Below are 24,897 nucleotides of genomic sequence, written 5' to 3'. Positions count from 1 at the left end.
GATTTTATAGGAAAAATCCATCCGACTCCGAAAGGGCTGGAGGAGGTCTAGGTTCCTGCGTGGGTGCAGCTAGTTGCTGCGCGGCCGGACTTTTGTGCTAAACGCTGGACTCAACTTGGGAAATTCCGCGGTCTTGTCCGTCGGTTGAAGATGAAGATCTCAATACTCTGTTCCAGCCCGGCGCATCCAATCTACCCACATCTTCGGCATTGGGGGCAGGTGAACGGCGCTGCCCACACAATCGAACTTGTGCAGACGAAGGCCGAGCTTTCGGGCGGCGACATCCTATTCTTGATCTCATGTCACGAGATCATCTCGGCAAAGGATCGTGCGTCATACGGCACGAGTCTCGTCATTCATGCGAGCGACCTTCCGCACGGACGCGGCTGGTCTCCCCACATCTGGCAGATCCTCGAGGGTAAGAGCGATATCGTCGTTTCACTTTTGGAGGCCGAGGACCAGGTCGATACCGGGGCCATCTGGGCGCAGCGCCACATGATCCTCGAAGGCCACGAATTGTACGATGAAATCAACGCGAAGCTGTTTGCGATCGAGCTCGATCTCATGGGTGAGGCGCTGGCGAGCATCGGGCTGAGGGTGCCTGCGCCTCAGGATGACCGGCCGCCGACCTACTATCCTCGCCGTTCGCCGGATGATTCGAGACTTGATCCCGACAGATCGCTCGGCGAGCAATTCGATCTCCTTCGCGTGGCTGATCCCGAGCGCTTTCCCGCGTTCTTCGATTTTCGCGGTCACCGCTACACGGTGCGCATCGAAAAGGCTGGAGCAAACGATGACTGACACGATAATGATCTCCGGGCGTTCGATCGGCAGGTCCTCCGAGCCGTTCATCATTGCGGAGATGTCGGGCAATCACAATCAGTCGCTTGATCGGGCGTTGGCCATCGTCGATGCAGCGGCCAAGGCTGGCGCTCATGCCCTCAAGCTGCAGACCTATACGGCCGATACGATGACGCTCCAACTCGCGCGCGACGAGTTCTTCATCGACGATCCCGCGAGCCTTTGGAAAGGCCATTCGCTGCACGAGCTTTATCAGCAGGCCTACACACCGTGGGAGTGGCATGCTCCGATCTTCCAGCGCGCGCTTTCACTCGGCATGATTCCGTTTTCGACGCCTTTCGACGCCACCGCCGTCGACTTTCTCGAGAGCCTCGGTGTCGCCTGTTACAAGATCGCTTCGTTTGAGAACACGGATTTGCCGCTCATTCGCAAAGTCGCGGCGACCGGCAAGCCGATGATCATCTCGACGGGTATGGCGACGGTGGCCGATATCGACGAGACGGTGCGGGCGGCGAGGGCGGCGGGCTGCGAGCAACTCGTCCTGTTGAAATGCACGAGCACGTACCCGGCGACGCCCGCCGACACGAATCTGCTGACGATCCCCCACATGCGGTCGCTGTTCGGTTGCGAGGTCGGGCTATCAGACCATACTCACGGGATCGGGGCGTCGGTCGCGAGCGTCGCGCTCGGCGCGACCGTGATCGAGAAACATTTCACGCTTGCGCGCGCCGACGGCGGCGTCGATTCCACGTTTTCGATGGAGCCCGATGAGATGGCCGCTCTCGTGGTCGAGACCAAGCGCGCCTGGCTTGCTCTTGGTCAGGTGTTCTATGGCCTGACCGAAAGGGAGAGCAAGTCAATGGTGTTCCGCCGCTCGCTCTATGTGGCGGAAGACCTCGCTCCCGGCGACGTGCTGACGGAGAAGAATTTGCGGATCATCCGCCCCGGTCTCGGCCTGGCGCCGAAATATTTCGAGGTCTTGCTAGGCAAGCGTGTCGGACGGTCGATCACTCGTGGCACGCCGATGAGCTGGGATCTGCTCTCGTCCGAGGATGGTGCTGAGTCGGCATCGCAACAGATGGCGAGGGGGGCTCGTGGCCGATAAGCCGCATGTCTGTCTGGTCGTCGACAATCCGCTTCGCGACCTAGAAGGGCTGGTGCTGCTCGCGCGACAATTGGCGACCCGCGGTGCGCGCGCCACACTCGTTCCCATGTACCAGCAGGGGTTCGATGTCCCCGCCTTGCGACCTGATCTTGTGCTAGTGAACTACACCCGGCCCAACAACGCCGACCTGATCAAGTCCTACAAGCGAGCCGGAATCCTCGTTGGCGTGCTCGACACGGAGGGAATTGGCGGCAAGAATGCCGACCAGTTCGCGAACATGGTGAAGAGCGCGGGATGCCCCGAGCTAGTCGACCTCTACTGCGTCTGGGGACAGTCGCAATACGCGGCGTTTCTGCGGCAGAGCACGGTCGCAGAGGAGCTCCTGCACGCCACGGGTTGTCCACGCTATGATTTCTGCGCGCCGCCATGGCGCGGAGCATTGCCGACACCCTCGGTGAGGCGGGGTTACGTGCTCATCAACACGAATTTTCCGACCGTGAATCCGCGCTTCTCTACCGGCTCGTCGCAGGAAGAGGAGGCCATGGTCAACGCCGGGTTCTCGCGCGAATTCGCCCGCCGATTCATCGCCGATGCCGCGCAGGCCTACCGCAGCGTATTGGACATGGCCATCAAACTCGCCGGGTACTTTCCATCTGTCGAGTTCGTTCTGAGGCCGCACCCATTCGAGAACAGCAATTCATATGACGCGTTCGCTGCGTTGCCGAACGCAAAAGTGATTCAGAGCGGAACTTCCCTTGAGTGGATCAGCGGCGCGCGTTTGCTCGTTCATCAGAATTGCTCCACAGCAATTGAAGCAACCATGCTGAATGTGGAGCCATTGAGCATGGAGTGGTTCAACACGCCGGCTCTGCGTCTTGACGCCGCGACGCGGGTCAGTCGGAGCGCAGCCGGGGAAGCCGACATGTTCGAACTGGTCAGACAAGGTCTCGAAGACCATCTGCCCCCGTTGCCTGCCGAAACCGCGGCCTTCCGACGAGAGATTATCAGCGACCTCTACACCGCCGTGGACGGCTCGAGTTCTGTCCGCGTTTCGGAGGTGGTCCTTGCGGCGATTGCCGCCCCGAGGCGGGGCGGAGCTGCGACTCAAACTGTACCACGGCCGACCTTGCGCGGGCTGGCGGCCAATGCGGTTCGCCGAACGCTCGGCCATGGGGCAAGTTCACTGCTGCGTCGTACTTACGGTTCCGCCGAAAGTGAACGCCGCCGCGCCGGCAAGACGTTTGATGTCGAGACGGTGAACGCAATATTGCAGCGTCTCGATAAGGCGTCAGTTGACCACCGGAGATTTGTTGCGCAACCCGCTGTGGACGAGCGAGCAACGCGAAGAACCAGCGGCGCGAGCCTCCAGCTTGCAGAAGCGACCTGAGCCGTGCTGCGCCGCTTCCTGCATAACACCGCGATCTCGGCCGTTGCCTACGGCCTTGCCGGCGTGCTGGGACTGTTTGCCGTCGGGTTGATCGCGAAGTCCTACGGCCTTGCCATTCTCGGCTTGATCGTCCTGGTGCGCGGCTTTCTCCCAAGCGGCTTTCTCGTTCTGATAGATTTCGGTGCGTCTGAGATCGCGACCCAGGCGATTGCTCGCGGGCGGCTCGGGGATTGGGCGCCGGCCTCTGAAAAGATCTCGCTCCTGTCACTGATCGCGGTTGTTGCCGGCGTCGCCTCGGGCATTGCGCTCTGGTTTGCCGCATCCAGCCTTGCGCTCGTTTTCAAGGTGGCACCCGAACATGCGAAGGCATTCGTGTCGATCCTCCGGATCACCGCGCTTGTTCTGCCAATCGCCTTCGTCGGTTTGTTGATTGAGGGCGCGCTCAAGGGCTTCGAGGAATATAGCTGGCTTCGGCTGACGGAAGTGGGGAGCAGCGCTCTCTATGTAGGTTCGATCTATCTCGCCTTTTGGCAAAATGTCGCCTATGAATGGATCGCCTATGCATACCTTGGCGCCATGGTTGCAAAGTACCTTGTGCTGGCCCTGGTGATCTACATCGCGGCGCGTGATACCCCGCTGCGTTTCAGCTCCTGGACTCCTGCAAGCCGGCGCGACGTTGCCTATCTCTGCTGGCTCATGTTCAACAACAGGATCGCGGGCACTCTGCAGCTATCCATCATCCCGTTGATGATCGGCGCATTGTACGGTCCCGCCGAGGTCGGAGCCTTCGACCTGCTCACGCGGCTGCCTCGGTTTCTCAAAACGGCGATGAGTCCGCTTTACTCGGCGATCCTTCCCATCTCCGCCCATCTCGATGAGAAAACCGACATTCGGCGGCTGCAATTGCTCGGACGGAACGGTTTGGTTCTGCCGGCCGCGATCATCGTCCCGATCCTCGTCGTCATTGGGCTGTTCTCCGAGGAGATACTGAAGATATGGGTCGGCCCGCAGCATGCTGATCAATGGCCATGGCTTGCCGCGGCGCTGTTTGTCCCTGCTGTAAGCGTCATGTTGGGGGCGGGGCAGACCGCGCTGATGGTCCGATCGGATTTTCTCCGGATCAACACGCGCTTCCTCTATCTACAGGTGCTGACGCAATACATCATTACCGCGCTCACGGTGGCCTGGTTGCGCGAACGTGCCTTCATCCTCGGCTGGGCGGTGTCTTACGTCTTGTTTGGGCCTCTCATTGCCTGGCGCATGCTGTCTTTCATGAGCCTGCCCAATTCGCTCTTCTGGCAGCAGCTCGGCAGGCAAGTGCTTGTGGCGGCGATCCTCGCGACGATGGCCGCCGGCTACAAGATGTACGCCACACCGACGACCCTGCCGGGATTGTTCGTTGTGGGGTTAATCGCGTGTATTGCAGCGTGGGGCCTGAGCATCACCCTGATACTGTCGCGCAGCGACCGGGCCATGGTGGGCAAGTTCGCCCGCGCGATGATGCAGCGCTGATGGGTCCGACCCCATGGCGTCGTGAAGTTCCGGGCCAACACTCTGCGGTTGCTCGTATTTGATGGATTTGCTAAGGCCAAACTGCTGACTGAATCCCATTGGGAACGGCGCGAATTTTTGTATCCGGCAGGGCGAGGGGCGGCAAAATGGGATTGATGTCCAGGACGCTTTGGCACGTGAACCGGTCGCCGCTCCGTTGGGCGGTTAAGACGGGCGTTAGCACCTGGCACCTGAGCGAGAAACAGGAGCGGCGGCGTCAGGCTGAGCTCCTGACTCCGTCTGCATTGGAGAAGGCCAAGGCCAAGGACTTGAACCGGGACGGCTATGCGGTCGTCACCGAGCTGATGGACCCCGCGATCCAGCAGACCTTCGCGGGTGCGGGAATGTTGAGGCTGAAGGACATCGAGGGGCTCGAAGACAAGCAGAGTTCGACCTGGAAAAAGTTCTGGGTGCGTCTGCTCGATGCGGAGATGCAGAATGGCCAGCTGGGCGCGGACAACATCTTCGTTCGCTATGCGATGCAGAGTTCGGTCATCAACGTCGTCGCGACCGCCCTAGGCGAGATTCCCTGGCTAGACTACGTGCTATTGTCTTACTCCCGCTACACCGGCGAGAGTCTGGCCTCGTCGCAACTTTGGCATCGTGATCATGACGATGTCCGGGTGATCAAGTTCTTCAGCTATCTGACTGACGTCGAAGATGACGCCGATGGTCCGTTCACTTTCCTGCCGAAGCAATCGACGGACAGGTTCGGCTACCCTTTGCTCGGGAGCCATTTCCCTGATGAGCAGGTGTTCAAGAAGGTTCCACGCAGCGATATCAAGGTGATGAAAGCGCCGCGGCTTGCGTCCTTCATGGTGGATACGACCAGATGCCTGCACATGGGAAGCCGGATGGGACCGGGGCATGGGCGGCTGCTTTACACCGCGACATTCTTCTCCTTTCCGCGGATGTTTCCTGGTGCCAAGAATAGGCCATTCTTCGCGACGCCGAACACGACGGCATTCGAGAGGCTTCTCCTGGGCCTGTGATGGGTAGGCACTGAATCTCATGATCGATCTTCGAAAGAACGTTCAGTGACGTTTGGGCGCGATTTGAAGCCTGCCTCGCGGTTGGAGCTGTCGAGGGCCTATGCCGTCGATATCGCGCGCAGTCTTCGTCGGATCACATTCAAGAATATCAGGCGAACGCGCGACGTTGTTGATGCCGAATACAATGCCGGGGAATGGGGCCGGATACTTTCAGAGCGCGCCTGGCTTCGCGAGCATTCGCTCGAAGACTTTCTGGTTGGTCATAACGAGGCGCCGCGCCTCGCCAAGGTCGATGGCCGGATCGTCCGGATTTCCACGAAGGACTATTATCGGTATCGGCTGGGCGCGCTCTCGGAATTGATCGTGCGGCACGCCGGCGAAGCGACCTCGCTCATCGAGCTTGGTGCGGGTTTCGGCTACAATCTTTTCTCACTTTGCATCGATCCGCGATGGACTAGGCTGCGCGGTCTTGACATCGCTCCGAACGGGATCGAGGCCGGCCGGCAGATCGCCGGCCATTTTGGGTTTGATGATCGGATCAGCGTCGGGCGTATTGACCTGACCGATCCCGCCGACCCCTCCTTCAGAGAGCTCACAGGCGCGACGATCCTGACCTATTTCTGCATCGAGCAGATTCCTCACGCGGTCGACGCCGTGGTGGATCATATCCTGAAGATGCGACCCGCGCGCGTCATCAACATCGAGCCCGCGGTCGATATGTTGGACCTTTCCGACCCGCGGGATATCGCCAGTCGGATCTACATTCGGTCCATGGACTATCAAACCCGGCTGTGGACGCTGCTCGACGAACTGGATCACAAGGGCCGCATCCGCGTGAAGGCGAGGGAGCGGATGAATTTCGCGCCCACGTTGCACAATGACGGAATGCTCTATGCTTGGGAGCCTTTGGGCGCGTCGGACTGATCCGGAACCTACCCCAGCTATGGGGCAGCCGTCAGGGGCGATGGGGAAGAGATGCTGGTCTCTTGGTGGAGCTTGGAGGATTTGTTTCCGGCGATGTTGTGCATCACCGCCGCGGCCTTCGTGCTCGCTGCCATGGGACGTGTTGTAACGAGCCGGCCCGGACTTCTCCTTGTTCTGTTTTTCTTCTTCTTTGCATTTGCCTGGCGGCTTTTCTCCGTTCTCTACATTGGCGTGTTCGGCCCAGTCTACTCCGAGCAACTGGAGAGGGACATCGGTCCGGGTCTCGCTGTGCTGCCGCTCGCGGCGTCCCAAGGCCTCGTCATAGCGGCATTGCTCTTCTCTTTTCGCCCGCAACGTCTGCTTTCTTTTTCGGACAAATCCGTCATCCGGGTCTCTGCCTTGCTGAAGGCAGGCAATTGGAACTTGCCCGACCTGGCCTTTCGCGTTGTCGGTTTGTTTGTTCTTGCGCTCTGGTTGGAGCTGCTCGTCCGCGGGCACGTTCCCCTGTTCGCGGGCCTCGAGCGGTTCGACTATACGCGGTTACATGGCGGTCCCCTGCACCAGCGGCTGTTGGAATGGGGACCGATGCTGGCGTTCCAGCTAGGTATTTTCCTGGCTTTGCCTGTGTTGCACGGCCAGCCCCTGGACAAGCGGTTTGGAGCGCTGTTTGTGGCTCTGTTGTTATACTTGTTTTTAGTCGGGCATCGCTTTTCGTCGTTTTATCTCTATGTCTCGTTCTTCGTGATCCCATCGGGAGTTGTGCTGCTCGCCAGGCAGTCCATCAGCCCAATCTCCCTGCCGAAATTGTTGCGCAACATCTGGCTGCCGGCGCTCGGCTTTGTCCTTTTGATTGCACTTGCGCTGATCTATTCGTACGTTGTTGTTCGAGGCCGCGACCTGGGCGTCCTCGAAACCAAGCTCGTCCAGCGTATCCTGGTCCAGCAAGGCGAGCTGTGGTGGATGACTTATGAGCGCGTCTTCCTGCGCAATGACTGGGATAGCGCTCGTGCAATCTTCAAGTTGTTCGTCGCCCCGTTTGATCCGAGCCGCAACACGACCCTGCCGTTCTTGATGGAAACTGGATTGCCGCTTGAACGTGCCCATTTCATTCTTCAGCAGGGGGCGGCTTACACCGGCGGCTGGCCCGAAGTCGCTTTCGAGCTCGGAGGGCCAGTCGAGGGTTTCTGTCTCGTGGCCATCTCGGCCATGCTATTTTCTGAATTCTTGTTCTTACTGACGCGCTGCATTGTGGAGGAGCGTTACATTACGTGCTTCTTCCTGACCCCGATCTTCTATCCTTTTTCGATCTTCCTGGTATCCGGGATGGTCAATTCCTTTATTCAGCTCACATTTATGATAAAGCTCGCCGCGGCCGTTTTCGCGTACGTTCTGGAGGATAGATGGCGCTGGAGCTTGATCACGGGTGCGGCGTCGGTCCGCGGTGAACCCGTCGAGCGCGACCAGAGGTGACCGTGGTATGAGTGAGGTACAGCGGCCGATATCTATCGCCGAGTATGTCGGCGGACTGTCCGCATTTCTCGGGCGCTCGGTCCAGAAGCGGCTGAGCACGATTGCGTTGGGTACGCTGGCCGTGATGCTCACCGTATTCCTAGTGAGTCAGGTGATGCCGGTGCGCTATACCGCGACGGCCAGCGTTCGCCTGGCTCGTGTTGATGATGACGATCTGACGACGCCACAGGCGACGGCCACCCAGATGAATCTCCGAACCTTCCAGGTTCGCGCGCTCCATGCTGCGGGCCTGGCCGCGGGGCCTGACGACCGGGACCGGAAACTCATCTTGGATAGCTTCAATGCACGTCCTAACACAGCCGGTACTTTGACGCTTGTCGTGACGGCGGCAGGCGAGAAGCAAGCTGGCGATGCATTGGAGGCGGCGGTAAGCCAGCTGAACAACGAACAGGAGAAGCTCCGCGCTCCTCTGGTCTCAGATATCGAGGCCCGACTTGCTTTGGTAGATGCAAACATCGCGAGCCTGACGCGTATTCGAGAATCCCTGGCGACGAGCGATTCGATCTCGCCATCAGCGGCCGGCGACCCGTTGGCGCTAGCGTGGCGGCGCTTGTGGCTGCTGGATCTCACGACGAAAAACGAAGAAAGTTTGGCTGCCGCAAATGCACTGCGGCGCAGGCTGGCGAGCAGGCTGGGGCCTGCGAACACCTATCCTGCGTCGTTGAGTGACGACGTAATTATCGTACAGATCTCGCCGCGGCCGATCCGACATGCGATCTTTGCCGGAGCAATTGCATTGTTGGCTCTGCTCCTGTACGCCATGATCCGCATGCCGGGCCCGGCCCCGCGCGGAGGGGCGCAGCGCGAATTATGTTGAGGCAGGCCGTAATTCTGGTCGGAGGTCTCGGGACACGACTCGGCGAGCGAACGCGGCTTGTTCCCAAGCCGCTGCTCGAAGTTGGCGGCCGGCCGTTCCTCGACTACCTGCTCGACGAGTTGACGCGATACCCGATCGAGGAGATCGTGCTGCTCGCCGGTCATCGTGCCGATGTTGTCGTTGAATCTTACCATGGCAAGCGTTGGCGGGGCGCACGGGTGACCGTAGTTTGCGAGCCGACGCCCTGCGGCACTGGCGGCGCGTTGAAGTATGCTGCCGGAGCGCTGCAAGATCGCTTCTTTCTTCTGAACGGCGACTCCTGGTTCAATTTCAACTTGCTGGATCTCGCTCTGCGCGCGCAAAGCTCATCCGCAATTGTTCATATGGCGCTAAAGCGGGATCATGCCGGTGATCGCTATGGCCGTGTGCTGCTCGAGAACAATCGCGTCAGAAATTTTCTGGCAGCCGGCGCCCAGCCTCTCGGGCCCATCAACACGGGCGTTTATTGTGTCGACCGGGCAGTGCTCCAGTACATTGATGGGATGCCATGTTCGCTTGAACAGCGAGTGTTTCCAATGCTGGTCGCCGAGGGGCGTCTCACTGCCGATGTTTACGACGGGTTCTTCATCGACATCGGCATTCCCTCGGATTTTGAGCGGGTCCAGCACGAGCTCCCCGATAGGCTACGGCGGCCTGCCGTATTCTTCGACCGGGACGGCGTGCTGAACATCGATAAGGCGTACGTCTATCGGATCGAGGATTTCGAATGGGTGGAGGGTGCGCGCGAGGCGATCAAGCTTTGCAATGACCTTGGCTACTATACTTTCATCGTTACCAACCAGTCGGGCGTGGCGCGGGGCTATTACGGCATTGACGACGTTGGCCGACTGCACGACTGGATGACCGGTGAGTTTGCCGAAATCGGCGCGCATATCGATGATTACCAGTTCTGTCCCTACCACGAGGACGGCACGGTCGAGGCCTATAAGGGCGCCAGTGAGCGGCGTAAGCCTGCGCCCGGCATGATCCTGGATTGTCTAAAGGCCTGGCCGGTGAGAAAGGAAGGAAGCCTTCTCGTCGGCGACAACGCCCGGGACATCGAAGCTGCCCATGCCGCCGGAATACCGGGGCACTTGTTCGGAAACGGCAATTTGGCAGCATTCCTTCGTCCGCTTCTCCGCGCCCCGGCCGCGTCCTAACGGTGTAGTCAGGCGAAACAGATGAATTGGCGCAGAGGTTGCACGGTTGATGAGTGTAATGCTACGTCAGATGAGGAAACAACCGGTCACGGCTGGCGCATATGCGATTGTCTTCAAATCTCAAGCATCACATTTGGCGTGCTGCCATGCGGGCAACGCCGTTTCCGATATTCGCCAAGGCGCGAGATTCGAGCTATTGGCAGAGGCACTGGAAAGAGAAGCAACATACGAACGAGTTCGGCGGATACGCAGCATCCACGGCGTTAAAGAAGTGGTTTGCAAGGCAGGTCATCGCTCTTCAGCCCGCTTCGATTCTGGAACTCGGGTGCAATGTGGGCGCCAATCTTCGTGAAATAAATGCGCTGGCTCCTTCTGCCAATCTGTATGGAATTGAGCTGAATGACCGGGCAATCAAGTACGGAGTTGACAACGTCGTCGGAAACAATGCTCAGCTGATCCAGGGGTCCATGGCCGACGCGAAGCTGCTCATGCAGCAACAAGGTATCCGCGAAGTCGACGTTGTTCTCAGTTCGGCAGCAGCAATGCACTGCGACGACACCATTTTTGCTGCGGCCAAGGACGCGGCGCTATCGCTAGCCAAAAAGGCGATCGTGCATCTCGAGTTCAATGCATGGAGTCCTGCCGACCTGTACAATTGGCGGAACTGGCGAAGTTCGTTCGTCAGTGACAGGTGGATCCGCGACTATGCCGGGGAGTATCGGGGGCATCCGAGGGTCGATCGCATTGAAACCCTGGGCGTTCCGCTCGATATCAACTTCATGGACAATATTGGCCGTGTGATGGTCAGCGATGTGACGGGTCTCGTGATCGTCCATCTGGAGGAAGCAGTCCCGCCTACCGGCTAACTGCCGGTGTTGATCGAGATTGACGAGGTGTTCTAGCCGTGATTGATCGCGCGGAACATGTATTCGGCTTGCTCCCAGTCCTCGAGCGTATCGATGTCCTGCACGTACATCCGGGGCAGAACGATACCGATCGACCGGTCAGAGAAAAGCGGCAAGTCCTCGAGAAACGCAGCGGCGGTTCCCCAGTAGAACTGACCCGCATCGTGGTAGGCCGGCTCGAGGTCCTGAGAGCGGGTCAGGCGGTGTTCAGGGTGGATGGCATCCACTCGTCCCGCCGTCGTGATGCGGACGGCCCGCTGGATCGGAAATGCGTAGCTCGTGACTGAAAACGCGAAGGCCGCGTCCGAACCGCTGAGTGCATCGTGCCCCTCGCGTAGATAGCGCGATTGGACCAGCGGTGCGGTGGCGTAGATGCAGCAGGCGTGGCTGACTTGGGCGCCACGTTCGATGAACCACGCGACGGCGTGCTTGACCACCGCATTTGTGCCGGTGAAATCGTCTGAAATTTCCTCCGGCCGGACAAAGGGAGTCGTTGCACCGAATTGGCGCGCCACGGCGGCGATCTCTTCGTCGTCGGTGGACACGATGACCTCGTCGAACAGGCCGCTTTGGCGTGCTGCATCGATCGAATAGGAGATAATCGGCTTGCCACAGAACAGGCGGACGTTCTTGCGTGGGATCCGCTTGCTGCCACCGCGTGCCGGGATGACCGCTATCTTCACGAGAGAATCTTCGTGAGCGCGGCGACGACAGCGTCCTGCTCGGAGTCCGTCATCTTTGAGAATAGCGGTAGCGTGATGGCATCCTGATAGTAGCTTTCAGCCTCCGGGAACATGCCGATGCTGAAGCCGAGGCGTTGATAATAGGGCTGGGTGTGCACCGGGATGTAGTGAACGTTGACGCCGATGCCTGCCGCGCGCAGCGCCTCGAAGACCTGACGCCGGGTGAGCGTCATCTCGTTCCGCCGCAGCCGGATCACGTAGAGATGCCAAGCCGAATTCGTGTCCGGGTGCTGCCACGGGCAGGTCACCGGCAGCTTCGCCAGAAGCGCGTCATAGCGCGCAGCGAGCTCACGCCGGCGCGCGACAAAAGCATCGAGCCGGCCAAGTTGGCTGGCGCCGAGCGCCGCCTGAATGTCCGTCATCCGATAGTTCAACCCGAGCTCGATCTGTTCGTACATCCAGGGACCATAGCGGTCTTCGTTGGAGTACCGCGCATCGGCCGGATCGGACCAAACGGGCCGGACAATGCCGTGGGTGCGCAGGTAAGCGAGACGCTCGGCGAGCTTGGGATCGTTCGCTAGCGTCATGCCTCCCTCACCGGTCGTGATGATCTTAACGGGGTGAAAGCTGAACACCACGACGTCGCTGAGATGGCCTGAGCCGATCTTCCGACCCAGATAGTCTCCGCCAACCGCATGGGACGCATCTTCGATGACGCGAAATCCGTAGCGATCCCCAAGGGCACGAATCTCCGTCATCTCGCAGGATTGGCCGGCGAAATGGACGGGAACGACGATTTTCGGCAACTTGCCCCGGGCGCTCGCCTGCGCGAGCCTCTCAGAGAGCGCGGCGACGCTCATATTATAGGTGCGGGGATCAATGTCGACGAAGTCGACGCTTGCTCCGCAATAAAGCGCGCAGTTTGCCGAGGCGACGAACGTGTTCGGCACCGTCCACAAGGTGTCACCCGGACCGAGATCGAGCGCGAGACAGGCGATATGAAGCGCAGCGGTTGCGTTCGAGACGGCAGCTGCGCTGCGGGCGCCGCAATAGTCCGCCATTGCTTGCTCGAAGCGAGGGCCGGCTTGCCCTTGGGTGAGCCAGTCTGACCGCAGTACCTGCGCGACTGCGTCGATGTCCTCGGCGGAGATGTCTTGGCGACCGTAGGGGATCATTGAAGTGCGAGCATGTTGAATTCCTTGATCTCGTTCACGTCGAGGAAGTGATCGTTTTTGCCGGAATTATATTCAAACCCGTCAGACACGGCTTCGCCGCGTTCGCCAATCTGATTGGTCAGGTAGTCGACGTCGGAACGGAAGAATTTGATGGTCGGCTTGATCACGAAGTGATCGTGAAATTTCAACGTCAGGTGCGAATCGTCGGTCGGGCACATGACCTCGTGCAACTTCTCGCCTGGACGGATGCCAATGACTCGCGTCGGCAGGCCAGGGGCCATCGCCGCCGCCAGATCGGTAATCCGCACCGAGGGGATCATGGGAACGAACAGCTCGCCGCCCGCCATGCGATCGAAGCTCTTGATGACGAAGTCAACGCCCTGCTGGAGCGAGATCCAGAACCGGGTCATCCGCGGATCGGTGATCGGCAGGTGGTCGGCACCGTTAGCGATCAGTTTGTTGAACAGAGGCACGATCGAGCCTCGCGAGCCGACGACATTGCCATAGCGCACCACCGCGAAGGACGTGCGATGGCCACCAGCCATGTTGTTGGCCGCTATGAAGAGCTTGTCCGAGGCGAGCTTGGTTGCGCCGTAGAGATTGATCGGCTGTGCGGCCTTGTCCGTCGACAAGGCGATCACCTTCTCGACGTTCGCCTCCAGCGCCGCCTGGATGACGTTTTCCGCTCCATGGACGTTGGTCTTGATGCACTCCATCGGATTGTATTCGGCGGCCGGCACCTGCTTCAGCGCGGCGGCGTGGACGACATAGTCGACCCCCTTCATGGCCGTTCGCAGGCGTTCGCCGTCTCGCACGTCGCCGATGAAGTATCGCATTTCAGGCTGACCGAATTCCTGCTGCATCTCGTACTGCTTCAGCTCGTCGCGCGAATAGACGACGACGCGACGCGGCTTGAAATTCTTCAGGAGACAACCGACGAACTTCTTGCCGAACGATCCTGTGCCTCCGGTGATCAGAATGGCTTTATCGTTGAACATGTTTGCTCTTGCGTCGGGCCGTCGTTTGCAGGAATAGGGGAATGGTGCTGGTTACCATACGCTTCTGCCGCCGTCCATGATCAGGTTCTGCCCGGTCATGTAGCTCGAGGCATCCGAGCAGAGGAATTGCACGGCCGCGCGGTATTCGTCGACATCGGCCATGCGGCCCATTGGGATCAAGCGTGTCAGCCGTTCGACGAACGCGGGATCCTGGTTGTTGAAGACGCCGCCCGGCGAGATCGCGTTGACGCGTACGCCCTGATCGGCCCAGTAGGTTGCCAGATATTTGGTCAATCCGATCAGACCGTGCTTGATCACGGAGTAGGTCACCGGCTTCACCGGCTGCTCTTCCTCGCGCGACACGTTCGGCTGCCGGTAGAGCCGCTGGTCCGGCGCGATCACGCCGAGATCGGAGGCGATGTTGAGGATCACGCCGCGGCCGCGCTTGGCCATCTCGCCGCCGAACACTTGCGCGCACAGCATCGCGCCCGTCAGGCCGACGGCGATCTCGGCCTGCCATTGCGGAACAGGGAAAGCTTCGAAGCGCGACGAGTGCATCACGCCCGGTGCCGAGGTCACCTTGGGGTCGATTGCCGCGTTGTTGACGAGGATGTCGACCGTGACGCCCCGGCGGGCAAGCTGCTCGTGTGCCGCGCGTACCGAATCGAGTGAGGTGACATTGATCTCGAGCGCGATCAGATCGGCTGGCGGTGCGACCTGTTTCAGCGATGCGACCGCGGTTTCGGCTTGCGCCAATCCCACATCGGTGACGACCACGCGTGCACCCGCTTCAGCGAGCGCGGTGACATGCTGCCTGCCCAGGAAGCCGCCGGCGCCGGTCACGAGTGCGGTGCGTCCGGTCAGGTCGTAGCGGGAGGAGGGATTCGCCATCGAGAGGCTCCTGTATCAGCTTCTGAGCTGGCCGCCGTCGGCCACCACGACGCTGCCGGTGATGAAGGCGGCGCGCGGCGAAGCAAGGAAGGCCACGACGTCGGCGATCTCCTCGGGGGTGCCGAGCCGGCGCAGCGCCACCTCGCGCTGGAGCATGTCGTCCACCGCCGGCTTGTTTTCAGCGATCTTGCGCGCCCAGGTGCCGTCCGGGCTCAGGATGTTGCCGGGGGCGACGGCATTGATGCGGATGCCGTCCAGCGCCAGCGGGCGCGCCAGTCCGCGCACGGTCGCGTTCACGGCCGCCTTTGCACCGTAGTAGGCCACGGGCGCACCAAGCGCCGCCATGCCGGCGATCGAAGAGATGCAGACGATGGCCCGGTCGCCGCTGCCGCGCGCCAGCAGCGGCCGGGCAGCCTCGATCATGTTGGTGGTGGCGAACAGATTGAGGTCGATCATTCGCGACCATTCCGCCGCGGTTTCCTTGCCGGGCGGCACGGAGGCGCCGCTGCCCACGTTGCAAATCAGGATATCGAGCCCGCCCCACTGCCGCTCGACATCGTGCACCAGCGTCGCGGCGGCGGCTGGGTCGACGACGTCGGCCAGGTGCACCGACGTGCTGCCGCCGACCGCGGCCCGCGCGGCATTGAGAGCATCAGCGCCGCGCGCGGCCAGTGCCACCTTTGCGCCCTCGGCGGCGAGCGTTGCCGCGATGGCAAGCCCAATTCCGCGGCTGGCGCCGGTGACGAGAGCGACCCGATCGTTCAGCTCGAGCTTCATCGCGCGGCGTCCTCGATCCAGCCGATCGTCATGTCCCGGTATCTGGCGAGCGCGCCGGCATGGTCGCCATCGGCGGCACGCGCGGTCTGCAGGATGTACTGGCCCTTGTAGCCGGAGCGCTCGATGAGCCGGATGGTCTTGGCGAGGTCGGCACTGCCGGTGCCCAGCGGGACGGTGGTACCGCCCCGAAGGCGGTCCTTGATATGCACATTGAGGATGCGTAGCGCGTATGCGCCGATCTCCTCGTCGCTGTCATAACCGAGCGAGGCGCTGTTGCCGCTGTCGTAGTTGATGCCGAAGATTTCGCCCGGAAACGCGTCCATGAACCGGGCGAGCTCGCGCGGGGGCAGATCGGATTCGAACACGATCTTGACGTTTCGCCTGGCAAGCGTCTCCGAGCGCGCGAGCAGCACGCGCTTCAAGGTGTCGCTCTCGCTCTCCCGCGCGATCTTGCCGTTGTCGACCAGCGGGATCACGACGAATTCGATGCCGATGCGGCTACAGGCGGCGATCAGGAGGTCGAGGTCGGCGACGAGTGCATCGCGGACGACGGCATCGACCTTCCAGAACGGCGCCTGCATGAAGCAGTCGCCGGTCAGGCTCGGGATGCGCACGCTGTTCTCGCGCGACAGCGCCAGAATCTCCTGCTGTCCCTGCTCGGTCATCAGCGGATTCTCGCGCAGCCTTTCCTGGTCGATGGTCCATTCCATCCGCGTCAGGCCGAGCTCTTTCGCGCGCGGAAACTCGTCCCGCCACGCGTCCCAGGGGAATGCCTGGATCTTGCCGTCGACGAGAGCCGACAGGCGTCCTTGCATGAAGCCAATGCGTTGCAGCGTTGCGGTCACGATTTGCTTTCCGAACTGATGGCGAGGCCCTTGGCGATCCAGCCGCCGTCGACGAAGATCTCCTGGCCGGTCACGTAAGCGGATGCATCCGACGCCAGGAATATGGCGGCTCCAACCATGTCGGCGGGCTGTCCCCAGCGGCCGAGCATGGTGTGGCGACGCCGATCCTCGTGCATGAGAGGATCGGCAAAGCTCTTCGCGGTCATCTCGGTCGCGACATAACCCGGCGCGAGGGCGTTGACGCGGATACCGTCGGCCGCATAGTCGACCGCGAGCGCACGCGTCAATCCGGCAAGGCCGGCTTTCGCCGCCACGTATCCGGGATTGCCGGGAAAGCCGCGGACAGAATTGATGCTGGTGACGTTGACGATCGCAGCCGAGCCTGCCTTCTTCAACAGCGGACAGGCTGCAAGGATGGCGGCATACACGCCGGTGAGGTCGGTCGCGACCGTGGCGCGGAAGCGCGCGAGCTCGCTTTCGCCGCTCTGGGCCGGAAGACTGATGCCGGCGGCATTCACGAGTGCGTCGATGCGGTCGCTCTTTGCCGTGATAGTGCGGAATGCGGTCTCGATCGCTCGGTCATCGGCGAGATCGCAGGAAATGGCGCTCACGCCTTGCGGCGCGGTCCCCGACCGGCTGAGACCGAACACCGCCGCTCCCGCATCCTGCAGCCCGGACGCGATGGCGGCACCAATGCCGCGCGAGGCGCCGGTGACGATCGCGATCTTGCCGGCGAGAGAGAACATGCTGGGATTAGGCATAGCCGTAACTACGCATGATGGCGGCGCAAAGCTTGACGTCCTCGGGACGGTCGATCTGGAACATCTTGTGGCGTTCCATCACGTGAAAGCCGATCTTGCCGCCGAGGCGATTGCTCTGCCCACGCAGGAGTGATGGGATCAGGACGTAGAACGAGCCGTTCTCGAGATAGCGCTTTTCGATCTGCTGCCGCATGCGGCGATTGCGGAAGTCGTAGTTGATCGGCTCCGGCCCGTTTGCGCCGATCCGCCAGTTGAAGTAGTCCTCGACCTCGCAGACCGAGAGCAGGCTGTCGAGCTGTTCGCGATCGAAGGTCGCAAGCGCGCTCTCGATGTCCGCGGGCTCGCGGATCGGCGAGGTCGCCTGGAGCGCGACGATGCGCTCGAAGCGTCCCATCCGCTCGTCGATCGCGTCGAGTGCGTGCAGCCAGGCCGATTCCGAGGAGGCGAGATCGCCCGAAATGTCGTCCGGCCGCCGCACGCCGACCGCGCCGGCGGCTTCGGCCGCGGCGAGGATATCGTCGCTGTCGGAAGAGACCGCCACCACGTCGACGCCGCGCGCCGCGCAGGCCTGCTCGACCGTCCACCCGATCAGCGGCTTGCCGCAGAGATCGAGCAGGTTCTTGTGGGGGATGCCTTTCGAGCCTCCGCGTGCGGCGATCACGGCCAGTGTCTTGCGCGCCATCAGATATGTCCCTCGAGACGCTCGAGCGCGATCCAGAAGCCTTCGCCCATGTTTTTGTGGCCCTGCCAAATCTCCGGAATGAACGAGGCGGTCGGCGCATGTTTGCGCAGCACCCGTCCGACCTCGTCGAAATCGATCTCGCCTTCGCCGATCTGAACGCCTTCGCCGTCGAGCCCTTTGGCGTCGCCGAAATGCAGATGCGCGGTGTGGGGACCGAGCTGGGCGAGGCCTTGGGCGAAGTCGAAGCCGAAATGATTGGCGGCGAGCTTTGTGTGCGAGATGTCGACGCACATGCGCAGATCATGCTCGGCGCAGAAGGCCGCCGACTCCTCCGGGAAGATGAAGATGTTCTGGTGGCGCTGGCCGCCGAAATGCCAGGGGAACGGCGCCATGGTCTGCGGCGTCAGCTCGACGCCGTCCATGTCGAGCTCCTTCAGGCTCTGCGCGAAGATGCGGTAACGTTCGGATTTCTCCTCCGCGGACAGTGGCGCGTCCATGGTGAAGCCGCCGATATTGGCGACGATCGGCGGCCGCTTGGTCTTGGGGAAGAATTTCTTCAACCGACGGGTGATGTTGATCACCGTCTGCGTCTGCTCGAGCGAATAGCGCCGCAACGCCTCGTCGGGGGTCGCGAGATCCATCAGCTTGGAGCCGGCAAACAGCTCCGGCGCATGCACGACGAAGCCAAGATCGTAGGTGCCGGAAAGATATGCCGCCGGATCGCGCTCCATGTCGCTGTAGCTGAGATGGAATTCGATGATGTCGGGCTCGCAGATCTCCAGGAAGCGCTCGATGTCGTAATAGCGCACCGGCACGCCCCAGGGACGGTCGAAGCGGTAGCGCCGCGCCTTTGCGACGCCTTTGTCGAGGTCGCTCTGGAAGAAATAGTCGTCGGCCGCCATCGTCCGCTTCAGCTTGCGGCCGAGCAGTGCCGGCATCTTCAGGGGCGACAGGCCCTGCCCGGGGCTCTTCACTGCGATGTCGCTTTCGGAGATCACGGTGCCGGGCGCAAGGTCGCGCGCAGCCACCAGGCTTTTCGCGAGGTTCTCCCGGTTGATCAGCTCGCCCTGGCTCAACGCGCGTTCGGCCAGTTTCTCGCCGCGCGCGGCCTCGATCTCGCGGATGCCCGAAACCAGCGTCTTGAATTCCTCCGGCTCCAGGCTCGCGGCGTGGTCGGGGCCCTCCATCTCGCGGTCGAGGGTGATGTGGCGTTCGATGACCACGGCGCCGAGCGCCACTGCTGCCATTGACACGGCAACGCCGCGCTCGTGTCCGGAGTAACCGACCAGGGGATGAATCTCGCGCAACGTTTCCATGAAGCGCAGATGGATGTTGTGAAGCGCAGCCGGATAGGTGCTTTGGCAATGCAGGAGCACGTAACTTGCGTCGCGCTCATCGAGAAAACTTGCGGCTGTCTTGATCTCGTCGGTCGTGCTCATGCCGGTCGAGACGATCAACGTCTTGCCGGTTGCGACGAGTTTGGCGAGCAGGGGCAGGTTGGTGAGATCGGCGGACGCGACCTTGTAGGCGGTCGTGCCAAACCCTTCGAGCACCGCCAGGCTCCTGGCGTCCCAGGGCGTGCAGAGATATTCAATGCCTTTCGAGGCACAATGACCGGCGATTTTCTTCTGCTGCTCGGCCGTGAGCTCGAAACGGCGCAAGAGGTCGAGCGTGTATTCGACCGCAAGGTCGTCGTCCTTTCCGGAAAGCGAGGAGGCGCGGTAGACTTCGTCGAGCTTGCGCATCTGGAATTTGGCGCAGTCCGCGCCGGCGGCCACCGCCGCATCGACGAGCGCGATGGCACGATCGAAGTCGCCATTGTGGTTGTTGCCGACCTCGGCGATGAGGTAGCAGGGCTTGCCGTCTCCCAGAAGGCGGTCGCCGATGCGAACTGATGCGTCAGCCATTCGCTCTGATCCCCTCAACATCTTTCTCCGGACCTATCGGCCTCGCCACGATCAATGAGCCGAGCGTGAACAAATCCCGTTCCGAAAACTGGCGGAATTGCGGTGCCAACCGCGCCAGGATCGCGGGCTCGGGCGACCTGCAGTCGGGCCGGTCGCTCAGTATCTTAAAGCCGGCGTCCTCGAAGAGTTGCAGATACTCGCTGTGGCGCAGGCGGTTGACGTACTGGAAGCGCGACTGAAATGGGCCCCATTCCTCGTCGGAGTACGTCAGGAAGTTGAATGAGCTGATGGCGGGATCGAATCCCTTGAAATGATCGCCGTAGTCGATCTGCATCAGCGCCACGCCGTCCGGGCGGAGGATGCGTCGCAGCTCCTTGAGGATCGCCGCAATGTCGGCCTTCGGAATGTGTTCGAGGGTTTCGACCGAGACCGCGCAGTCGATGGAGTTTGCCGGCAGATCCGTTGCACGAGCATCGGCGGGCGCGTGGTACTCGATATTCCAGAGGCGCTCGAGGTCGTCCCAGGAGTTTAGTCCAGGGGGATCGGACCCGCTCGCTTTGGAAATGATCGCCGCGTTGGAGCGGATCAGGTCGAGCTTGGACAGCCGCTCGATGTCGACGGTGATGAAGCGTTTGGCGCCTTGGGCGCTGAAGGCGAGCGGAATGATCAGGTCGCGGCCGGCGCCGAACTCGAAGAACGTCGACGCCTGCGGTGGCCGATCGGTGTATTCGGAATATGTCCGGAGCAGTTGCTGGGCAAAACTATGGATCGACCGGACCTGCCTTTCCGGACGTGGCAACCGCCGCGTAACATAGCGTTGCAGCGCGTAGTGCAGGTCCTCCCCGAACGGGACGGCCGAGAGCACGGTAAACGCGCGCGCCTTTGTTTGCCACTGCATCAACGGTCCCTTGGACGGACGGCTTCGACAGCGTCCGGTCTGGACGAAGAGGGAAAGCGCGACTTCCATGTCCGCAGCCCGTTCTCCTCGAACATGATGCGTGAACAGCTATGCCCCTGCTGCTCCAGCGCCGCGATCAGCTGGTAGCGCTCGAACGGGCGCACGAAGAAGATGAAATACCCGCCGCCGCCGGCGCCGAGCAGCTTGCCGCCGACTGCGCCATGCTGCTTGGCAAAATCATAGATCGCATCGATCGCTCCAGAGGAGATCTTCGAGCTCAGCTTCCGCTTGGCGTGCCAGGCCTCGTCGATGAGCCGGCCGCATTCCAGCAACTGGCCGCGCAGGAGATGCCGCCGGATGTGCCGCGTCACCTCCTTCTGCTTGGCCGCCGCGGCGACGGCGTCGCTGGTCTCGTGCTGTGCCTTTTGGTCGCGGTGGATGGCGCCGGAATCGCGGCCCGAGCCGGTGTAGCAGAGCACCAGGCTCTCCTCGAGCTCGGCGATGATGTTGGGGTCGAGGCGAAGCGGCACGATGGTGTTCTGGTCGGAGAAGAACTCCATGTGGTTGAACCCGCCGAACACGGTGGCGTATTGATCCTGCCAGCCGCCGGGGATGTTGAGCATCAGCCGCTCGGCCTGGAACGCCATCTCCGCGATCTCGTGACGGTCCCACTGGTCGCTGCGGAATTCGTTGAAGCAGCCGATGATGGCCGACGAGACCACCGCCGAGCCGCCGAGGCCCGAACCGACCGGAAAGTCGGCGGACACTTCGAGCTCGAATCCGTAAGTCGGCTTGATCAGGCGCACGACCGACTTGATCAGCGCGAGATCTCCCCCCGTTCCGAGGTCGGTGAGATCGTCGGCCTCCACCGTCCGACGGAAGTCGTGCGAATAGATCCGGATGCCGGGATCGTTCCGGCGCCGCAGCGTCGCATGGGCGTACATCTTGATGGTGGCGCTAATCACTGCGCCGCCGTCATTCGCCACGAAATAATGCGTCAGGTCGGTGCCGCCGCCGGAGAAGCTGATCCGCACCGGGGAGCGGGCCCGCGCGAACACTTCGCTCTCTTCCGACAGGTTGAACAGCTCGCGGCTGAACACGTCGACCAGTCGTCCCTCGCCGTCGAGGATCGGCACCACGTGCACGCGCTGGTCGAGCAGCTTGAGGATCTGTTCGCGCGGTGCTCCGGTCCGCTCCCAGACGAAGTTGCGATTGATGCAGGTCGCAACCGAGTCGTGGATCGTGCTACCGGTCAGCATGCGCCGGCGGATGTCGCCGTCGGTCACCGCGCCGACGATCCGTCCGCTCGCGTCCTGCGCGAACAGGATGCCGAGCATGTTCACATTCAGGCGCCGGAAGGCTTCCTCAATGGTCTCGGTCTCGGCGATGGTGACAAGGCTCGCGGTGGTCAAGGCCAAAGTCCAAAAGCTGAGGCAATTCCGGTACTTACCCCGGCGCCGTTCGCTAGCAAAGGTCAGATAAGGCCCCTAAATACGCCAAGGCAGGCGCACGATGCAAGTTGTTGCGAGGGGGGGTAATCCCGATGGGGCACTCGAATGCCGACATGACTTGCTCGGCGTTTCCGCGTTGGGGTTCTTTGGAGCGGCGCATGAATCGCGGTGCCTGAATAGCTATCCGGCCGTCCCCGTCATTCAGCGACGATGCGCCTCCCGAGATCGGGTGGCGGAGCGGTCCAGCCTGCGTGAATTGCCGCCTTGTGCGATGCCCTCGCGTCGCCGCACACCCTGACCAATCAAGTGGTGATTCGCTACGAGTTGTCACCGCAACAATTGTTGGAGCGATGGGCCGGCGATTACCTTCTGAGCGGCTTCTTGCTTGACTCCCACGATCAATCGGATCGGAGTGGGAAACACAGTCCGCAAACGGCTGTCGAGCGACAAGGTGAGCGTCATCTCAGATGCTCCGGCAGGCAGATCCATCGCCACGGCAATGGCGTCAGCTCCGAGCGGATGAAGCTCAGCCGGTGCCTGACCCGACCGAAGTTGACGAACGTTGCTCGCAATTGTCCTTCCGGCCAGAACGATGATGTAGCGTCCCGCCTGCGGCGCCACCATTGGAATCGACAGCTCTGGCTCGCGATATGTCGCAGGGCCAAAGGAAATTCTGTCCGGATCGGGTTGGGACTTTGTGTCCCAAATCATGCTGCCGCCACCGTCGTAGATCGGCTTCAGGCCCAGCCGCTGAGCTTGCTCGATCATGGTATCGGCCGGAGGGCCTTGAAGCAGGGCAAGCAATCTGACGCGATAGAGCGCGAGCACATCGGGAGCGGCGCGGACGTCGATCAGGTCGAGGTGCCCCGGAGCGAGCTGCTTCGGCGTCTGGTCACAGAGCCTCGCCTTCGTATGCAAGTCGTAGTGCGGATAAGCGGGAAACAGACTGCAGAAGACGGCGACGCGATCCGCGTAAAGGTCGTGCCACATGATATAGCGCGGGTCGGGTACGAAGCTGGAAATGCTTGATACAGCCAACATCAGGCCATTTCTGTATGCCTGTTGCGGGTAGTCGTATTCCGGAGGCACGAGCACCCGGCTGCCGGAGGGAAGCGGGGCGGTCTGCGTTCGAAGCTGGTCGAGCAACGCCGATGCCCCTGTTGGCAAGGGGCGTGCTCCGTTGTAGCTCTCGACGGAGCCGACGGTTCGGCTGATCGCCTCAGGCAACGGATAACGCACGACCCACAAATTCCTGACGACGCCAATCAGCAAAAGCGGAACGATCAGGCCCAGCACCATCTTGCGGCTCGGGGAGGGTGGAACGGTAAGCGAGAAACCGGCAAACAGGGCAAACGGAATGATGGCATTGGTCCAAAATCGGTAGGCATGGCTGTTGAGTCCGAACGCTCCGAGGCCCATGCCCACGGAAACGAGCAGCATTACCGACAACCAGATCAGCAGGTCCGGCCTGCCAAGCCTGCGAGCGTTCAGAAGTACGATCGCGACTGACGCGATATAGACGAGATGAAACAGGATAAATTCAATCGTCGGGACCCTGGCGTAGGAATCGACTTCCTCGAAGCGCCCGGCTTGCAGTGACAGCTGCCAAACTTGAAGGGCATAGGGTGATGCCACGATCGCGGCGCTGACGCCGTAGATGGCGGTGAATCGCAAACTGCGCGCATCCACCAACGAAGTCAGGAAGCAGGTGGACCAGAACACCACGAAGCTGAGCATGGAGAGCCCAACCACATTGCCGCGCATGATCATCAAGGCGAGGACGATGACGATCACGCTTGCTCGAGCGATCGCATTCCCAATTCGTCCGGCCCGAACCAGGCTGGCGATGCCGTCGGCAGCGACACAAACGCTTACGGTGGTTGCAAGTTGAAGAAAGGTTAGGGTGTGGGCAAGGCAGGCTACGCCGAGCAGAGCGCCGGCGAAAATGGTAGTAATCGCGCGGTCACCCCTCTTTGCGCAGTAAAGAGATGCAAGCACTGGAAGAAACAGCACCCATCCCAAATCCTGAGAGGATGCAACTCCCATGCTCTCCGCAGGAGGGATCAAGTTGCCGCTCGCCTGTGACACGCCAGAAAAGCGCTGAAAAACACGATAGAAGTGCTGAACGAATGGTGTTTCTCCAGCTCCGACCACTAGCAGCGCCATGAACAACGCAACGCTTCGCTCAATGTCGAGCGCGCGCATGGACAAATAAGCTCCGAGAAGCAACAGCGTTAGCAGAAGCGGAACATAAATAACGGCCTGGGCCTCAAAGGGAGGTAGGCCAGTCACGTGGGCAATCAGATTGATTAGCCAGTCGGAGAGAAAATTGTAGTAAGTCGGAAACTCTCCCGAATATGCGTCGGTGACGAAGGCCGTGCCATGGAATCGGCCGTAGAGCGATAGGGAGACCGATTCAATGTGACGAACGGTGTTGGCATTGCCGTGCCAAAAGTCCGTGATTTGCGGTCCGGCGAAGATGAAAATAAAGAGACAAACGAGAGCAAACAGGCAAGCCCAAACGAGGGTAGGTTGATTGCGGGTCACATTTCTCATCCTGGCGTCAAAGCTGTTTAGAGCCCGCTCTTCGATATCTGCGATACAGCTCTGAATTCTCA

The 24,897-nt window shown here is 61.2% G+C and carries 22 protein-coding genes; 10 read left to right on the top strand and 12 right to left on the bottom strand.

The features are described 5' to 3' along the window. The first annotated feature begins 219 nt into the window (after positions 1–219). The 10 genes from HAP40_RS26740 to HAP40_RS26695 all read left to right on the top strand — a co-directional run bounded on the left by HAP40_RS26740 (position 220) and on the right by HAP40_RS26695 (position 11,172). Positions 220–801, top strand: a complete 582-nt coding sequence (locus tag HAP40_RS26740; RefSeq protein ID WP_246741312.1) for a formyltransferase family protein — start codon at positions 220–222, stop codon at positions 799–801. Then, positions 794–1,906: a pseudaminic acid synthase gene (pseI, locus tag HAP40_RS26735; protein WP_166819352.1), complete on the top strand. Its 1,113-nt coding sequence runs from the start codon at positions 794–796 to the stop codon at positions 1,904–1,906. The genes HAP40_RS26740 and pseI overlap by 8 nt, the downstream gene beginning before the upstream one ends. Further along, positions 1,896–3,293, top strand: a complete 1,398-nt coding sequence (locus HAP40_RS26730; RefSeq protein ID WP_166814933.1) for a surface carbohydrate biosynthesis protein — start codon at positions 1,896–1,898, stop codon at positions 3,291–3,293. Before pseI ends, HAP40_RS26730 begins: the two co-directional genes overlap by 11 nt. A gap of 3 nt (positions 3,294–3,296) precedes the next feature. Further along, the gene (locus tag HAP40_RS26725; protein WP_166814934.1) at positions 3,297–4,805 is read left to right on the top strand and encodes a lipopolysaccharide biosynthesis protein; all 1,509 of its coding nucleotides are present in this window, start codon (positions 3,297–3,299) and stop codon (positions 4,803–4,805) included. 146 nt (positions 4,806–4,951) lie between these two features. Beyond that, positions 4,952–5,836 (top strand): hypothetical protein, encoded by an 885-nt coding sequence (locus HAP40_RS26720; protein ID WP_166814935.1) that lies wholly within the window; start codon positions 4,952–4,954, stop codon positions 5,834–5,836. A gap of 45 nt (positions 5,837–5,881) precedes the next feature. Further along, positions 5,882–6,760 (top strand): class I SAM-dependent methyltransferase, encoded by an 879-nt coding sequence (locus tag HAP40_RS26715; RefSeq protein ID WP_166814936.1) that lies wholly within the window; start codon positions 5,882–5,884, stop codon positions 6,758–6,760. A gap of 51 nt (positions 6,761–6,811) precedes the next feature. Continuing rightward, positions 6,812–8,230 carry a DUF6418 domain-containing protein gene (locus HAP40_RS26710; protein WP_166814937.1) on the top strand — a complete coding sequence of 473 codons (1,419 nt, stop codon included), beginning with the start codon at positions 6,812–6,814 and terminating at the stop codon, positions 8,228–8,230. A 7-nt stretch (positions 8,231–8,237) separates the two neighbouring features. Next, positions 8,238–9,107: a hypothetical protein gene (locus HAP40_RS26705; protein ID WP_166814938.1), complete on the top strand. Its 870-nt coding sequence runs from the start codon at positions 8,238–8,240 to the stop codon at positions 9,105–9,107. After that, a complete protein-coding gene (locus HAP40_RS26700) occupies positions 9,101–10,306 on the top strand; it encodes an HAD-IIIA family hydrolase (RefSeq protein ID WP_166814939.1) in 1,206 nt (401 codons plus the stop codon). The genes HAP40_RS26705 and HAP40_RS26700 overlap by 7 nt, the downstream gene beginning before the upstream one ends. 146 nt (positions 10,307–10,452) lie before the next feature. After that, the gene (locus tag HAP40_RS26695) at positions 10,453–11,172 is read left to right on the top strand and encodes a class I SAM-dependent methyltransferase (RefSeq protein ID WP_166814940.1); all 720 of its coding nucleotides are present in this window, start codon (positions 10,453–10,455) and stop codon (positions 11,170–11,172) included. A gap of 32 nt (positions 11,173–11,204) precedes the next feature. On the opposite strand, the gene pseF is transcribed toward HAP40_RS26695, so the two are convergent. The 12 genes from pseF to HAP40_RS26635 form a co-directional block, all read right to left on the bottom strand. Then, positions 11,205–11,894: a pseudaminic acid cytidylyltransferase gene (pseF, locus tag HAP40_RS26690; protein WP_166814941.1), complete on the bottom strand. Its 690-nt coding sequence runs from the start codon at positions 11,892–11,894 to the stop codon at positions 11,205–11,207. Beyond that, positions 11,891–13,069: a UDP-4-amino-4,6-dideoxy-N-acetyl-beta-L-altrosamine transaminase gene (gene pseC / locus HAP40_RS26685; protein WP_166814942.1), complete on the bottom strand. Its 1,179-nt coding sequence runs from the start codon at positions 13,067–13,069 to the stop codon at positions 11,891–11,893. Before pseC ends, pseF begins: the two co-directional genes overlap by 4 nt. Continuing rightward, positions 13,066–14,067 (bottom strand): UDP-N-acetylglucosamine 4,6-dehydratase (inverting), encoded by a 1,002-nt coding sequence (pseB, locus tag HAP40_RS26680; RefSeq protein WP_166814943.1) that lies wholly within the window; start codon positions 14,065–14,067, stop codon positions 13,066–13,068. Before pseB ends, pseC begins: the two co-directional genes overlap by 4 nt. Positions 14,068–14,118: 51 nt before the next feature. Further along, entirely contained in the window at positions 14,119–14,958 is an 840-nt protein-coding gene (locus HAP40_RS26675) for an SDR family oxidoreductase (protein ID WP_166814944.1), read from the bottom strand. A gap of 15 nt (positions 14,959–14,973) precedes the next feature. Further along, positions 14,974–15,735, bottom strand: coding sequence for an SDR family NAD(P)-dependent oxidoreductase (locus tag HAP40_RS26670; RefSeq protein WP_166814945.1), 762 nt, complete (start codon positions 15,733–15,735; stop codon positions 14,974–14,976). After that, positions 15,732–16,580 carry a sugar phosphate isomerase/epimerase family protein gene (locus tag HAP40_RS26665; RefSeq protein WP_166814946.1) on the bottom strand — a complete coding sequence of 283 codons (849 nt, stop codon included), beginning with the start codon at positions 16,578–16,580 and terminating at the stop codon, positions 15,732–15,734. The genes HAP40_RS26670 and HAP40_RS26665 overlap by 4 nt, the downstream gene beginning before the upstream one ends. Further along, complete coding sequence (locus tag HAP40_RS26660; protein ID WP_246741313.1) at positions 16,577–17,326, bottom strand: SDR family oxidoreductase; 750 nt, start codon at positions 17,324–17,326, stop codon at positions 16,577–16,579. The genes HAP40_RS26665 and HAP40_RS26660 overlap by 4 nt, the downstream gene beginning before the upstream one ends. Positions 17,327–17,333: 7 nt before the next feature. Then, positions 17,334–18,023 (bottom strand): acylneuraminate cytidylyltransferase family protein, encoded by a 690-nt coding sequence (locus HAP40_RS26655; RefSeq protein ID WP_166814948.1) that lies wholly within the window; start codon positions 18,021–18,023, stop codon positions 17,334–17,336. Then, positions 18,023–19,930 carry an N-acetylneuraminate synthase family protein gene (locus HAP40_RS26650; RefSeq protein ID WP_166814949.1) on the bottom strand — a complete coding sequence of 636 codons (1,908 nt, stop codon included), beginning with the start codon at positions 19,928–19,930 and terminating at the stop codon, positions 18,023–18,025. Before HAP40_RS26650 ends, HAP40_RS26655 begins: the two co-directional genes overlap by 1 nt. Then, positions 19,923–20,897: a class I SAM-dependent methyltransferase gene (locus tag HAP40_RS26645; RefSeq protein ID WP_166814950.1), complete on the bottom strand. Its 975-nt coding sequence runs from the start codon at positions 20,895–20,897 to the stop codon at positions 19,923–19,925. The genes HAP40_RS26650 and HAP40_RS26645 overlap by 8 nt, the downstream gene beginning before the upstream one ends. Beyond that, complete coding sequence (locus HAP40_RS26640; protein WP_166814951.1) at positions 20,828–22,240, bottom strand: CBS domain-containing protein; 1,413 nt, start codon at positions 22,238–22,240, stop codon at positions 20,828–20,830. The genes HAP40_RS26645 and HAP40_RS26640 overlap by 70 nt, the downstream gene beginning before the upstream one ends. 366 nt (positions 22,241–22,606) lie before the next feature. Continuing rightward, on the bottom strand, positions 22,607–24,826 hold the full coding sequence (locus HAP40_RS26635; protein ID WP_166814952.1) for a hypothetical protein: 2,220 nt from the start codon (positions 24,824–24,826) through the stop codon (positions 22,607–22,609). Positions 24,827–24,897: the final 71 nt, after the last annotated feature.

It is taken from the genome of Bradyrhizobium sp. 1(2017), assembly GCF_011602485.2.
Classification (GTDB): Bacteria; Pseudomonadota; Alphaproteobacteria; order Rhizobiales; family Xanthobacteraceae; genus Bradyrhizobium.
The sequence above is the reverse complement of the archived record's forward strand: the minus strand, read 5'-3'. Positions and strand labels throughout refer to the sequence as shown.

Excerpts from the sequence above, each read along its gene's own strand:
- pseI (WP_166819352.1), top strand. The coding sequence starts at position 794 with ATGACTGACACGATAATGATCTCCGGGCGTTCGATCGGCAGGTCCTCC.
- HAP40_RS26720 (WP_166814935.1), top strand. The coding sequence starts at position 4,952 with ATGGGATTGATGTCCAGGACGCTTTGGCACGTGAACCGGTCGCCGCTC.
- HAP40_RS26710 (WP_166814937.1), top strand. The coding sequence starts at position 6,812 with ATGCTGGTCTCTTGGTGGAGCTTGGAGGATTTGTTTCCGGCGATGTTG.
- HAP40_RS26705 (WP_166814938.1), top strand. The coding sequence starts at position 8,238 with ATGAGTGAGGTACAGCGGCCGATATCTATCGCCGAGTATGTCGGCGGA.
- HAP40_RS26700 (WP_166814939.1), top strand. The coding sequence starts at position 9,101 with ATGTTGAGGCAGGCCGTAATTCTGGTCGGAGGTCTCGGGACACGACTC.
- HAP40_RS26695 (WP_166814940.1), top strand. The coding sequence starts at position 10,453 with ATGCGGGCAACGCCGTTTCCGATATTCGCCAAGGCGCGAGATTCGAGC.
- pseC (WP_166814942.1), bottom strand. The coding sequence starts at position 13,069 with ATGATCCCCTACGGTCGCCAAGACATCTCCGCCGAGGACATCGACGCA.
- pseB (WP_166814943.1), bottom strand. The coding sequence starts at position 14,067 with ATGTTCAACGATAAAGCCATTCTGATCACCGGAGGCACAGGATCGTTC.
- HAP40_RS26675 (WP_166814944.1), bottom strand. The coding sequence starts at position 14,958 with ATGGCGAATCCCTCCTCCCGCTACGACCTGACCGGACGCACCGCACTC.
- HAP40_RS26670 (WP_166814945.1), bottom strand. The coding sequence starts at position 15,735 with ATGAAGCTCGAGCTGAACGATCGGGTCGCTCTCGTCACCGGCGCCAGC.
- HAP40_RS26660 (WP_246741313.1), bottom strand. The coding sequence starts at position 17,326 with ATGTTCTCTCTCGCCGGCAAGATCGCGATCGTCACCGGCGCCTCGCGC.
- HAP40_RS26655 (WP_166814948.1), bottom strand. The coding sequence starts at position 18,023 with ATGGCGCGCAAGACACTGGCCGTGATCGCCGCACGCGGAGGCTCGAAA.
- HAP40_RS26650 (WP_166814949.1), bottom strand. The coding sequence starts at position 19,930 with ATGGCTGACGCATCAGTTCGCATCGGCGACCGCCTTCTGGGAGACGGC.
- HAP40_RS26645 (WP_166814950.1), bottom strand. The coding sequence starts at position 20,897 with ATGGAAGTCGCGCTTTCCCTCTTCGTCCAGACCGGACGCTGTCGAAGC.